Below are 12,427 nucleotides of genomic sequence, written 5' to 3'. Positions count from 1 at the left end.
CGTGAGACAGGGGGACGTCGGCGCCATGGGAGCGGGCTTCAAGGTAGACATATCCGAGCTGGACACCTTGGTCAGGGAACTTCACCGGAGTCAGGACGAGATGCGTGCGGCGCTGAACGCGCTGCGTGACACGGGCCCGAAGACCACGGGAAGCAAGGAACTCGACAACGCCTGCGACGAGTTCCACGACAGCTGGGACAACGCGATCACGAAGATCGCGGAGGGGACGCAGGGCATCGAGGACGGGCTGAAGAAGACCCGCGACACGTACCGGGATGTCGAGACGGCCCTGCGTGACGGCTTCGCCGGGAAGGGCGGCACCCGGTGAGCAGCGACTCGTACCCCGCGCTCGGCTTCGACCCCGCACCGGGCAACCCCGGCAACGTGGACTCCCTCGCCGCCCGCACCAAGAGGGCAGCAGCCGCACTCGACAACGCGCAGAACACCATCACACGCCTGACCGGGAACATCACCTGGGCCGGAGACGCCGCCTCCGCGTTCTCGAAGAAGGTCGGGGAACTGCCCCGCTACCTGAAGGACAGCCACGAGGCCATGAGCACGGCATCGTCGGAACTGTCGAAGTGGCGTGCGGCGCTGGCCGACTACCAGAGCACAGCCCGTACGTACGAGGCCCAGGCGAAGCAGGCCAAGGGTCAGGTCGCCTCCGCGGAGAAGACCAAGGACGCCGCGACCAACCGCTACAACCAGGCGGCGTCCGACCCCTCCTTCCGCCTCAGCGGCCAGTACTTCACCGGCCCCGCCCTGCAGGACGCCCAGGCCAAGATCGACGCGGCAAGCACCCGCCTCCAGCAGGCCGACGGTGAACTGTCGACAGCCTCAGCACAGCTGGACCAGGCCCAGCGTGAACTCGAAGAGATCATCAAGCAAGCGGAGCGGCTGCTCGAACAGCACCAGGCCCAGGCCCGTGGGGTCGCGAGCCGGCTACGCAAAGCGACCGAAAGCGCACCACCCGACCCGGGGTTCTGGGAACGCCTGGGCGACCAGTTCCAGAAACTCGGACACGCCATCCAGGAATGGTGCGCCCGGCACAAGGACCTGCTGAAGACGATCGGCGACTGGCTGAGCAACATCTCCGCCGTCCTCGGCATCCTCGCGCTGCTGACCCTGTGGTGCCCGCCCCTGTCCGGCGGCCTCGCCCTGGCCAGCGCCGGATTTTCTCTCGGCGCACTGGCCGCCCACAGCGGGGCCAAGCTCGGTGGGGCCGACGTAGGGCTGTTGGACCTGGCGGGCGACGCCCTCGGTACCCTCCCGGGCGTGGGGTTCGCCAAGACCGCCATCACCGGGACAGCGAAGGTGGTAACGACGGTCGGGCGCACGGCCGACGAAGCGATGTATGCCGCGCGCATCGCCGACGCGGGCTTCGGCTCGGTCAAGGGTCCCGCCACCAAACTCTTCAGTAGCGAGCGGATCGGCGATGTCATCGCGGCCGACGGCCACCGCTTCAAGCTCGCCTGGGAGCACACAGTGGCCAAGAACATGGGATCGAGCATCGGCGAAAGAGGGCTCCTCGAAGTCGTCGAGCGCGTTCCCGGCCTGCGGGGCATCGATTCCTTCCGGTCCGCACTGCGCTTCGACGGGACACTCGATCCGGCCTCCTGGTGGTCGAAGGGCCCTCTGCTCGCCGCCTCCGTGCCGGGAACCGTCACCGGCATCCATGACAGCGTGACAGGAGAATGACCATGGCTGGCACCTCCCGCTCCGAGACATCCGCCGAACCCGTTCTCCCTCACCGTTCAAGGATCGGGCTTCTGCTGTGGTTCGCTACCCAGTGGTTGCTCATTCCTCTGGGGTTCCTCTGCCAGGTCTTCATGGCGCTCACCGGGCAGTCTCAGGTTTCCGAGGTGCTCGACCCGTTCAGAGCCTTCTTGTCGCCCTACAAACTCGTGCTCCGGCTGTCTCGGCGCAGGGCCTGGCACGAGAGGTATCTGGACCGTGAGTTCGCCCGCATCTCGCGGGAGATCGAGCAGCAGCGGTTCAGCGTGGGGACCAGGTTCCACCACGAGCTCACCCCGCTGCCGGCACTGCCGGCCGGGCCCGGAAGGGAATCCGAGCCGAGGACGGGCACCCGCATGGGGTCAGGCCTGCAACCCAGGGGGTTCGGTGTCCGGCTGAAGCCCCGGCACTACCGAGGCCTTCCCCTCAACACCTTGCAACGCCTCGCCCACGCACATCGCTTGGAGATCGGCACCAACACCGACACCGACACCGACACCGACACCGCACGACGCCTTTCCTTCGGTATCAGCCTGTTTCCCCGCTCCGGGGCACTTCGTATGACGTACACCGCGGGTGATCGCCCGGTGCTGCCGGTACTTCCCCGGTCTGCGCTCTTCCTCTGGTTTGTGGTGCAGTGGGTCGTCATTCCCCTCGAAGTCGTGGCGCGGTGCCTGCTTCTGGCGTTCAAGCTGGTGGCAGACGCGGACGGCGCCAACACCGACGGGATCGACCCCCGCCGCGCGGTAGCGCGGGCGACTTCGCCGAGCAGCCTGGCGTTCCAGATGTCGCGCGACACGGCGAAGCGGCAGACGCACCTGGAGAGGAAGGTCGCTGCGCTGGCCGAGCAGATCCGCACCCAGCGGTTCTCCCTCGCCACCTCGGTGTTCCACGCCCCCAGGTGGAAGGTACGCAAGGACAGCAGGGGGCTCACGCTGCGTCCCCGTGACTACCGGGGCCTGCCGGAGAACATGATCGAGGAGATCGTTTCCTCCCACGGCCTTCGTGTCTCCGGCGACGAGGCGGCGCTGTGCATCTGGGAAGGACAGCTGTGGACGGAACTCGTATGAGCAGCGGTGCCGAATCAGAACTGCACCTTGACATTCCCGGAGGGTTCCACTCCCTGGGTCTCGATCTCGAACCCGAGGCGCAGCTGGAGCAGTTGTGGTCCACAGCGAAGCAGATCTGGCCGACAGGAACCGATTTCCAGCGCGAGGTCGCCTTCCACGCCTACCGCGAGATGGCCGACCACGCGCTCGCCGAGAACTCCTTCTACGCCGGTTTCTGTCTCGACGAGGCCCCCGACGGCCGCCTCACCACCGCCTCCCTGTTGGCTCGCCTGGACCCGCTGGACGAACCGGACGCCGGCCTCTCTGCACGCGGTCTCTTCGAGGCACTCTCTGCGAACGACAACAGCACAGTCGAAGAGATCCGTGTCCCAGCAGGACCAGGAGTCCTTGTCCTGTGTGGCATGGAGTGGCAGTCGGATCCAGCAGATGACACGGCCGCCTCTATGCCCTTGGCCAGAGTGGACGTGTACCTCCCGCTCCCCCGCATGCGACGACTCCTCGTCTTGAGCCTCACCACTCCGTCCCTGCCCGACCTCCCCTTCTACGTCTCGCTGTTGTCGAAGTCCGCCCACGATCTGACGGTCTCCGGCGGTGCAGCGGCTGGCCCGCACCTGCACAGGGGAGACGGACACACGAGTACGGTCGCCGATCGTGTCAGGGCCGACTTCGGATAGCAGTCCAAGCCGGGCGGGCGTCTTACTGTCGTCGTGCTCGCGTCAGATATAGTGATTTGCCTTCCGCTTACGCACGGAACGCTTACGCATGGAACGCAACGAGCCACGGGGGAAGTGACGTGTCGACCGGGACGGAAATAGAGGATCCTGCAGCACTCAATCGCGCGGGCACAGGCGCGCGCGAGGTCGAGGGACATACGCGAACTGCGGGCGCTCATCCGGTGGACGAGACGCGCTCGGCATCCCGGGACTTCGGCTCCGGTAATTGGGACGGTGGGCTCGGCGGGGCGCTCAGCAACCTGGCGGAGACCTGGTCAGCTCAAGTCTCCGCACTCGCGGACAAGTGCAACAGCCTCGCCGGCCAGTGCGGAGCTTCGGGAGTGCTGTATCTGCGCACGGAATCCGCGAACACGCAGACCATGAACTCTCTGGCGAGCGACTTCGGCTGAACCAGGCACTCACCCACCGCCACCGCGCCAGCCACCGCTACCGCCACCGCGCGAGCCGGACAAGGCTCGCACTCCACGGGGACCCGCCGAGCTTATGCCGACATACGAGCAGCTGTACCACCTCAACCTCAGCAACCTCAAGGCGTCCGCTGAGCGCTGGGAGGAGACCGTCACCAAGTTCAAGGGGCTGCACTCCGCGTACGGTGACCAGGTCGCCCGCCCCTTCCGCCAGGCCGGCTGGACCCAGCCGGTCCTGACGGCGGCCAAAGCCGACAACGACGTACGCGCCGCCCACCAGGAGTTCGAGGACGCGCACAAGGAGGCGAAGGGCATCGCCGGCGTCCTCACGACACTGCACGCCGAGCTGAAAACGGCGAAGGACGACCTTCACCACCTTGCCGACGTCGAGGCCAAGCAGCAGGATCTCCACGTCAGCCCCACTGGCGTGGTCACCCCGCGCAACGATCTCTCCCAGGATCCGATGCGGCACCACGACCCCGATGCCCAGGCCATCATCCGTGAACAGCACGAGGCCTGCGATGCCTTCGCCCGCCGTCTCGAACGCGTCCTCCAGCGTGCCGCCGACGCCGATGACACCGCCTGCTGGGCCCTGCGCCGGGACCTCGGTGGCAACAAGACCGACTTCAACTCCAAGGTCGTCACCTCCCTCGACGACGCCGACGCCACGCACGCCGCCGAGCTGCTGAAGAAGGGCGACAAGCTCACCGACACCCAGCTCGCCGAGCTCAACCACCTGATGAAGGCCAACAGGAACGACCCGGTCTTCGCCACCCGCTTCTACCAGCAGCTCGGCCAGGAGGGCACCCTCCAGATGTACGGCCAGCTCGCCCTGCAGACCACCGACGCCAGCGACAAACGCAAGACCCTGCTCCAGCAGATGCAGCGCAACATGGGCAACACCCTCGCCACCGCCACCGACCCGGACAACAAACCCCACCTGTCCGAACAGTGGAGCGCCGACCTACGCAAACTCGGCACCCAGCACATCCAGCTCGGCAACAACAGCGTGCGCGAGGGCCCCTACGGCTACCAACTCCTGGGCGGCATCCTCCGCTACGGCAACTACGACTCGGCGTTCCTGACTCCGGTCGCCGAACACGTCACCCAACTCCACGCAGAGGATCCGTACTTCTTCGCAGGTACGAGTGACGACACCGGCGACCCCCAGCACGGCTACAACCCCTCCGGCAAGAACGGCGCCGGCTACGACCCCATGAACAGCGTCCTGGAAGCCCTGGGCCACAGCCCGCAGGCCGCCACCGACTACTTCACGCCGCCGATGGAGGCGTACGCCAAGGACGGCGCCCACACCGGCACCCTCACCCAGATCGGCGACGCCGACAACTACCTGGACTACCTCGTCAGCGAGGACTACGAGTCCTTCCGCGACATGACCGGCCACGACCCGGACGCCGCCCAGAGGTCCGCGAACGACTTCCCGGACTCCCTGGGGCACGCCCTCGAAGCCGCCACCACCGGGCGTCCCGCAGGCGCCGACCTTTCCAGTGGTCCGCTTGCTCACACCCAGGAGCAGGCTGATCTTGCTGCTCAGGTGATCAGTAAGTTCAGCGGCCCTGAGGCCGGAGGACTCCTCAACAGCGACGACGGGACTGCCCCCTACGCAGCTGCAAGCGACAGCCTTGGCAATATCGGCGCTGAGTACATGGGTGACATACAGCGCTCTATATCCGGGCAGACTGGCCTCCCTATACAGGGGGCGAGCGCCGAGTTGGATCCCGAGGCCACCAGGGAGTTCGTCTACCAGGTTGGCCAGCACCCTGACGCTTACGCGGCACTCACCGGTTCTCAGCAGGCCTATACCTCTGCTCTTATCGATGCAGAGATCAACGGCCCAAGCGACAGCGAAGTCTCCCTTCCACAGCGCATCTCTTCCGCTGCTCACCCCGGAGCCGAGGTGGCAGGCATCATGAGCGCGGCTCGCGCTCATGCTGTTCACGACACACACGCGTACGAGGACGCCGACTACAACGGGGGCGTCGACACCGCGAACAAGTGGGTCGGCCGCGGCCTTGGGCTCGCACTCGGGAGAATCCCCGTGGCTGGCGACGTAGCTGGCTGGGTAGCCGAGGACGTTCAAGAGAGCGTGGCCAACAGTGTGTACCAGGACACCACCAGCGAGGCGCGAAGCGAGGCGGGGCGTATCTACACCAGCGGTGAGTCGGCGCTGCGCGAGTCCGTCCGCGCTGACATTGCCCGTTCCGGAGGGAGCGAGGACTTGCAGAACGCCGTGGGCCGAGAGACAGACCAGAGCTACGGCACCGGTGCCGAATGGGGGGACCAGTACCGTGGCTGACCGTTACCCCAGCCGCCGTATCAGCTGCGCAGTGCTTTCACTCGCGGTACTCCTGCTTACGGCCTGCTCCGGTGAGACGAAACCTGAAGTTGAGTACGCCTTGCCTGACTCCTTCTGCGGAGTGCAGATCGGGAAGGAAGTCATCAAGCCGTTCTTCCCGCCCGGCAGCAAGCTGACGAAGAGCGAAACCGGCGGCGACCTCGTCAGCGGCAAGTACAGCTCTGGGTGCGACTACTTGGTCGACGACGGGGCGCCTACTCTCATGGTGAGCACCTTCTTCCACGAGGACGTACAAACTGCCCGCCAGATCGCGGAAGGGAGGGCCCAGCGATTCGGTGACGGGGACACAAGGATTACGGTCGCCGCCTCCGGCGACGCTGCGTCGTACTCCCGCGGTGCTGTGGCGGTGGCAGAGTGTCCCGGCTACCCGTCCGATACGGACGATCTGCCTCGCGAGAGCTTCTCTGTGGAGATCGTGGCGTACTACCCCAAGGACCTGTCCAAGCAGGGAGAGGCGCTCACGCAGTTGGTGAGAAAGATCGTCCCCATAGTGTCGAAGGCCAACAACTGCTGAACCTATGCCATCTACCGGCGGTGCGGACACGAGTGTGCCGATTGAACGGTTGGTCTTGGTTGTTGATTGAGTAGCCGGTTGTCGCTTGAGGCCGGGCGGCCCTCGAAGGCAGGGCGATCGGAAAGTCTTGACGAGAGCATCCCTTCCACAGCAGAGGCCGCCGGTATCCAGTGTCTTCACGGCCGCCCGTCGCCCCCGACTGGCTTTCACCACCGACAGTTGAAGCACGGGCTTCTGGATGAGGCAGTGGGAGCTACTGGTTCGTGCACCCAGCGCTATGAGATCGGTGTCTTGGCGCCGATCGCCCGGTGATGGTCAAAGGTTCATCAGAAGCGAGGGGATCTGGTAGGTCTCGTTCTGCGCGCCTGGGGGGAGGCCGGCGTGGTTCTTCCACTCCATGGTGACCATGGGGGTGTCCCCGCTGCCTGTGGTGACCTCGGCTCCGGCGAAGTCCTTGTCCTCCTGGGCCGTGGTACGGAGTTTCCCGGCGATGCGCTGAGCGCTGTCGGCGGACGTGGTGAGTGCGCAAAGTCGTTCCCGGGACCGGCCCGCGTTGTCGGCGGTGGCGGCGAAGCCGAACATGACGTAGCCGTCCTTGAGACTCTCCGCACGCTTGCCGTAGAAGTCGGCGGCGTACACGTCGTCGCCGAGGCAGTCGGCTATGGCACGGTAGTCGGGGTCGTCGGCGAGGGATTTCGACGGCGGGGTCAGCGGTGGAGGCGCGGCATCGGTGTACGAGCTGGATCGGACGGTCCCCGAGATGGCGACCTGGCCCTTGCTGTCCTTGAGCAGCGCTCCACCGTCGATCGAGCCCTTGGCGTAGCCGTTCTTCTGCATCGCCTGGGTGATGGTGTTCACATCGAAGTCGCCGGTGAGTCGCTGAGCGTCCGCACCGATCACTACGGCGGTGTCCACGTCCTCCTCGGTGAAGCCGTACTTGTCACCGATCGGGTCGCTGCTTTCCAGGGTCAGTTCCCTGATGCCCAAGCCGTAGAGGTTCCCATACAGCTCCTTGTCCCTGGCCAGCAGGCGTCGGGACGCGGGCACGTCCAAGTAGCTGATCGTCTCTTCGGCACTGGACTGGGGGACGCTTGCGAGGGCGGCGGCGAGCCCCTTGGGCTCGCCGGTCTGCGCATCATCGTCTCCGCAGGCCGTGGTGCCGACCGCCACGAACCCTGTCAGCAACGTCGCGATGATCGCGCGGCGCAAGGTGCGTCTCGTGCTCGTGCCCGTCATTGAATTCCCAGGTTTTCGAAGGTGAGCGGGGTGTGAGTGAGGGTGGCCTGCCGCGTCGCCACGGACGGTGAGAATCAGGCGAGCTGGTCCGCTGGATGCAGGAACCACCCCGTGGTCGTGGATGAGCACGACTGTTCTCTGCGCGGCTTGATCACCTGGACACGCAGGCGTTCTGCGTTCAGGAGTCAGACCCGACACGCCTGACTCACCGCCTGTAAGTGGGGTGGCGGGAGTAAGGAACGCTATCGCTGGTAGGGGTTGCCGCCGGGTGGGGGCTGGTTTGGTGGGGCGGCCGGGGGTGTGGGGTATTGCTGGTAGGGGTTCGGGGGCGGGCCCTGGTTGCTGTACGGCGGCTGCTGGGCGTACGTGGGGAAACCGGGCGGCGGGTTGGGCGGGCCGTCGCGGCGGGCGCGGTTCCTGCTGCGGACGACGAGGAGGAGGACGGAGCCGACCACGAGGAGGAGGAAGACCCCGCCTGCGACGAGTGCGAGGAGCGTGGCGGCGCTCAGACGGCTGCTGTCGTCCTGGCTGCTGGAGGCCGGGGGCGCGGTGGAGTCACCGTTGCCGGTGCCGCTGGAGTCGGCGGCGGGCATGGTCAGGGGGCCGTTCTTGGGGCCGGCTGGGATGTCCTCCTGGAGGGCGGCGAGCGGCTGGATGTAGCCGTAGCCGTACTTCTGGTCGGGGAGCTTGATGCCCTGGGCGTCGTCGGGGAGACCGGCCGTCTTGGTGAGGCGGTTGACGATCTGGCCCGCGGTGAGGTCGGGGAACTTCTCGCGGAGGAGGGCGCAGGCGGCGGAGACGTAGGCGGTGGAGTCGGAGGTGCCCGTTCCCTTCCTATAACCGGTGGAATCAATGCCGGTGGAGACGATGCCGACGCCGGGGGCCGTCAGCAGCGTAGTTGGGCCATAGTTGGACTTCTCCCAGATCTCTCCCGCATTGTTCACCGCTCCCACGGCGACTGCACCGGGGTAGTTGGCGGGATAGGACGGAAGTTCGCTGCCGGTTCCGTCATTGCCGGTGCCTGCAACGACGATGACGTCCTTCTGAACCGCATAGGCGACTGCCGCTGCTCCCGCCTCAGTTGGAGGAGAAGTGACCTGTGAGATGTTGATCACCGAGGCTCCATGGTCCACCGCATAGCGAATCGATGCAGCGAACGGAGATTCGTCTTCGCCTATATCCCGGATCGGGAGAATCTTGGCGTCCGGAGCCAGCCCCTTGACGCCATCCGCACCATTTACCCCGTGCCCGTGACCAGCAATGACTCCAGCCATGGCGGTGCCGTGGTCGTCGCCTTCAGGTGATGCATCGGAGTCGTCGTCGATAAAGTCTTTGCCCGGTAGGACGTTGCCCTGGAGGTCGGGATGTTGGGCATCCACGCCTGTGTCGATGACGGCGACAGTGACGCCCTTGCCTGTGGCGATCTCCCAGATCTTGTCGGCGCCAAAAGCTTCAAGCGGCCACTGGTCGTCCCTTGTCTGGTCCGCCGTAGCGGTCGTCGCCGTGGAGAAGAGCAGTGCCCCCGCTGCCGCTGCACCGCACAGGGTGCGCAGTGTCTGCTTGAGCGCCATTACGTGTTCCCTCTCGTGATCTGCGTGCGGGGTGGGGCTCGCGGTGCGAAGTCCGCGAGCCCCACCCCACTGCCCTGCTGATCGTGCCCGGCGGAGTTCTACTCGATGACCCGGGGGGTTGTGTTCTGGTCCGGCGACACCCAGGTCTCCTCATCCTCGACAAGGTAGTCGGGGCGGTCCTTGCCGTTCCTCTTCTTGTCGCGGCCGTTGCCTGCCGCTCCGCCAGCAGCACCGAGGCCGGCCGCCCCGCGGCCCTCCGCAGTGCCGCCGCGGCTGCCGTGCAGGCCCGAACCGACACCGGAGCCAGAGCCGGGGGCACCCTTGGCCGCGCCGATGACGCCGCCTTTCGTACGGGCCAGAGGGCCACGGCCAGAAGCCGACGATGCGCTCTTCCCGCCCGCTCCGGCACCCATTCCGGCACCGCCCATTCCGGCGCGGCCCGCACCGGTCGTGGAACCCGTGCCGTTTGCCGAGCCGCGGCGCCCGATGCCCGCTCCGGGGCCGCTGGAATTCTTCGGAAGGCCAGTCCCTCCACCAGCGACGCCACCCATTCCACCGGATCCGACGCCACTTCCTCCGCCGGGGCTGCCGGTGCCGGTCCCGGCTGTGGCCCCTCTGCCCGCACCACCCGGGTTGGTGGTGCTGATGCTGTCGACATCCGTGCCGACAGCGGAGGGGGCGGCTGTCTTGGACGAGGAACGGGATCCCGAGCCGCCAACACGGTTCGGGCCGCTGGGGGTTGGGGAAACTACCGATCGGTTCGCGCTTGTGGACGAACTACCGGTGGATGGTGTACGCCCAACAAGCCTGGGGCCGGAGTCAGTCGGCATTGCCACGATAGGAATCGGCGGCGTACCGCCGGGATCGCCGGGGTACTGCTCCGTTTCGTCGCTTCGGGTGGTTTTCTTCCATGTCCCCATAGCCTTAGTCTGCGAAGCATAAGCAGCCCCCAACTGCTCCATCTTCACAGCCATCTTCAGCTGGGCTTCCTTGCCGGCGGACAGGTCGCCCGAGTTGTTGTCCAGTGCCGCCTGCGTGGACGCCCCCTGGCCAAGGTCGTCCTCCAGGCCCGCGTCCGAACGACTGCCGAGATCCCCTACCGCGTCGAGGATGCTGCTGGTCGTGCTCGGCTTCTCCATCGCCTCGACCTCGGGCTTGATGGTCTCCAGCACGGTCGCCGCGCTGTGCATCGCGGTGGAGGTGTACTGCGCGTACTTCGCTCCGTCCTGGAGCTTCTGCGCGATGATGTCGGCCTGCTCCTTGAACCGGTCGGCCGCGTCGCCTTCCCAGTGTTCGAGTACCGCGTCCACCGCTCTCATGAAGGTTTGCCGGACGCCTCCGTCGCCACCCTCGCCGACCAGTTTGTTGTTGACCTCGGTCCAGCCTCTGGCGACGTTGTGCACCTCGACCGGTTTGGCGTTGCGGACCATGGCCTTCATCTGGTCCATGTCCATGTGCGCGAAGTCCGACTCGTGCGAGGCGTTGTAGCACATCGCCGCCGGCTGGTACTCGTAGGTGTAACCGTCGCTCATGGCCTGGTCACTCCCCGCCCTGCATCGACTTCGTCACGTCGGCTTCCTGGTCCTGGTAGGCGCCGTGCGTCTTCTTCGTCTTTGTGCCGAAGTCGTCCATCAGGTCGTGGATGTGCTCGACGATGTCCTCAAGGTGCGTCTTCATCTCCGCGTGGGCGACGTGCAGCTTCTCCGCCTCGACGAACGTCGCGCCCGCGACGCTCTCGCCCAGTGCCCCTGGCGGGAGGTACGTCTTGTACTTGGAGTCGGATTTCGCGTCGCCCAGGTCCGATATGACCCCGTTGAGCTTCTTGACGACCTCGTCCAGCGCGCTCAGATCAACTCTGTAGCGTCCGCTCGCCACCGTGCGTCAGCCCCTCTCCCCGTTCCCCGATGCAACGTCGCAGCCGTAAGGTCAACCAAGCGGCCATCCCGGCTGTCTTCCGCTCTTCTGGTCTTCCGGAGAACTCTATCGGCCGCCCCGGGCAACGCCCCAGGTGCTCCTGTGAATTGTTTGCCACGGCTCACTCGCATCTCACGGGCCGCCGCAGTCACCATGTCGCTGTGACGCAGTGCGGACGGGGCGATCGCGGCGATGCGTTGGGGAGGCGCATGCTGTGCCTCAGCCGGAGGTCCCGCCGCCCTCGGGCTCGTCGGCGGGCGGGGGTGTGTCGGGCTTCTTGATGACGAATACGCCCTTGCCCTGGACGCCCTGAACGATTCCCTCGGCGGCGAGTGCGTCGATGGCGGATTTGATGGTGCGGCGGCTTACCGCACCGCCCGTCTCCTGCTCCAGCTCGTAGTGAGAGGGGATGCGACGGCCAACCGGAATCTCGCCGCGTCGGATGCGCTCGCGCAGGGCGGATGCCAGCTGCAAGTACATCGGGGTGATGCTCTCCCGGTCGATCTCGATCATGCCTGGAGCGTAAGAGGTCGGCTAGGGCCAGCATAGAACGTCAGTGTACGTGTAAAGACGTACCAAGACGTACTAAGTTGGCGTAGAGTCAGGCGGCAAGAGAAGACCCCGGCGGTCTGGCAGGACCCCGGGGCGCGGCCACCAACTTGCTGGAGTTGATGACGATGGGCATTATCCATGCCTTCCTGCGCTGGGTCGTGGAGGTCTTCGGTCCTCACCCCCGAGGCCGGCACCGCGCCGAGCGGGTGGCCGCCGTGCCGCCACCGTTCGCCCCTCCGGTGCCCCCGGCCCGGTGGCCCGCGTCGCCGAGGAGCCCCTACGGACTGGACTCACCGCTCAACGGCGAGGACGCTGCCC

Annotated in this window: 12 protein-coding genes and 1 pseudogene; 8 read left to right on the top strand and 5 right to left on the bottom strand. The window is 66.3% G+C overall.

Features of this window, described 5'->3' with window-relative positions:
* The 7 genes from GFH49_RS39410 to GFH49_RS19405 all read left to right on the top strand — a co-directional run.
* The coding region (locus GFH49_RS39410; RefSeq protein ID WP_230396382.1) for a WXG100 family type VII secretion target at positions 1–328 on the top strand (328 nt) is incomplete at its 5' end.
* Complete coding sequence (locus tag GFH49_RS19430; protein WP_155057348.1) at positions 325–1,698, top strand: putative T7SS-secreted protein; 1,374 nt, start codon at positions 325–327, stop codon at positions 1,696–1,698. The genes GFH49_RS39410 and GFH49_RS19430, both read left to right, overlap by 4 nt.
* Before the next feature lie 2 nt (positions 1,699–1,700).
* Positions 1,701–2,804, top strand: coding sequence for a hypothetical protein (locus tag GFH49_RS19425; protein ID WP_155057347.1), 1,104 nt, complete (start codon positions 1,701–1,703; stop codon positions 2,802–2,804).
* Entirely contained in the window at positions 2,801–3,478 is a 678-nt protein-coding gene (locus tag GFH49_RS19420) for a hypothetical protein (RefSeq protein WP_155057346.1), read from the top strand. Before GFH49_RS19425 ends, GFH49_RS19420 begins: the two co-directional genes overlap by 4 nt.
* A gap of 221 nt (positions 3,479–3,699) precedes the next feature.
* Positions 3,700–3,927 carry a hypothetical protein gene (locus GFH49_RS19415; RefSeq protein ID WP_230396381.1) on the top strand — a complete coding sequence of 76 codons (228 nt, stop codon included), beginning with the start codon at positions 3,700–3,702 and terminating at the stop codon, positions 3,925–3,927.
* A 94-nt stretch (positions 3,928–4,021) separates the two neighbouring features.
* A complete protein-coding gene (locus GFH49_RS19410; protein ID WP_196218056.1) occupies positions 4,022–6,262 on the top strand; it encodes a DUF6571 family protein in 2,241 nt (746 codons plus the stop codon).
* On the top strand, positions 6,255–6,836 hold the full coding sequence (locus tag GFH49_RS19405; RefSeq protein ID WP_155057344.1) for a hypothetical protein: 582 nt from the start codon (positions 6,255–6,257) through the stop codon (positions 6,834–6,836). The genes GFH49_RS19410 and GFH49_RS19405 overlap by 8 nt, the downstream gene beginning before the upstream one ends.
* 315 nt (positions 6,837–7,151) lie before the next feature.
* Here GFH49_RS19405 and GFH49_RS19400 read toward each other — a convergent pair whose 3' ends face one another.
* The 5 genes from GFH49_RS19400 to GFH49_RS19380 all read right to left on the bottom strand — a co-directional run bounded on the left by GFH49_RS19400 (position 7,152) and on the right by GFH49_RS19380 (position 12,070).
* A complete protein-coding gene (locus GFH49_RS19400; RefSeq protein ID WP_155057343.1) occupies positions 7,152–8,021 on the bottom strand; it encodes a hypothetical protein in 870 nt (289 codons plus the stop codon).
* A 293-nt stretch (positions 8,022–8,314) separates the two neighbouring features.
* Positions 8,315–9,643: a type VII secretion-associated serine protease mycosin gene (gene mycP / locus GFH49_RS19395; RefSeq protein WP_155057342.1), complete on the bottom strand. Its 1,329-nt coding sequence runs from the start codon at positions 9,641–9,643 to the stop codon at positions 8,315–8,317.
* Between the two features lie 98 nt (positions 9,644–9,741).
* Positions 9,742–11,175: a hypothetical protein gene (locus tag GFH49_RS19390; protein ID WP_155057341.1), complete on the bottom strand. Its 1,434-nt coding sequence runs from the start codon at positions 11,173–11,175 to the stop codon at positions 9,742–9,744.
* Between the two features lie 7 nt (positions 11,176–11,182).
* Complete coding sequence (locus GFH49_RS19385; RefSeq protein WP_155057340.1) at positions 11,183–11,518, bottom strand: hypothetical protein; 336 nt, start codon at positions 11,516–11,518, stop codon at positions 11,183–11,185.
* A gap of 258 nt (positions 11,519–11,776) precedes the next feature.
* A complete protein-coding gene (locus GFH49_RS19380) occupies positions 11,777–12,070 on the bottom strand; it encodes a GntR family transcriptional regulator (RefSeq protein WP_155057339.1) in 294 nt (97 codons plus the stop codon).
* A gap of 158 nt (positions 12,071–12,228) precedes the next feature.
* On the opposite strand from GFH49_RS19380, the pseudogene GFH49_RS40220 reads away from it, so the two are divergent.
* Positions 12,229–12,427 (top strand): annotated as a pseudogene (locus GFH49_RS40220) (hypothetical protein); the annotation flags it as partial.

Source organism: Streptomyces blattellae (assembly GCF_009709555.1).
In the GTDB taxonomy this organism is placed as follows: domain Bacteria; phylum Actinomycetota; class Actinomycetes; order Streptomycetales; family Streptomycetaceae; genus Streptomyces; species Streptomyces blattellae.
Note: the sequence above shows the minus strand (reverse complement) of the source record. Positions and strands in the feature narration are given on the sequence as shown.

What these genes read in the sequence shown, in the direction of transcription:
- GFH49_RS19425 (WP_155057347.1), top strand. Translation starts at nt 1,701, where the DNA reads ATGGCTGGCACCTCCCGCTCCGAGACATCCGCCGAACCCGTTCTCCCT.
- GFH49_RS19420 (WP_155057346.1), top strand. Translation starts at nt 2,801, where the DNA reads ATGAGCAGCGGTGCCGAATCAGAACTGCACCTTGACATTCCCGGAGGG.
- GFH49_RS19410 (WP_196218056.1), top strand. Translation starts at nt 4,022, where the DNA reads ATGCCGACATACGAGCAGCTGTACCACCTCAACCTCAGCAACCTCAAG.
- mycP (WP_155057342.1), bottom strand. Translation starts at nt 9,643, where the DNA reads ATGGCGCTCAAGCAGACACTGCGCACCCTGTGCGGTGCAGCGGCAGCG.
- GFH49_RS19390 (WP_155057341.1), bottom strand. Translation starts at nt 11,175, where the DNA reads ATGAGCGACGGTTACACCTACGAGTACCAGCCGGCGGCGATGTGCTAC.
- GFH49_RS19380 (WP_155057339.1), bottom strand. Translation starts at nt 12,070, where the DNA reads ATGATCGAGATCGACCGGGAGAGCATCACCCCGATGTACTTGCAGCTG.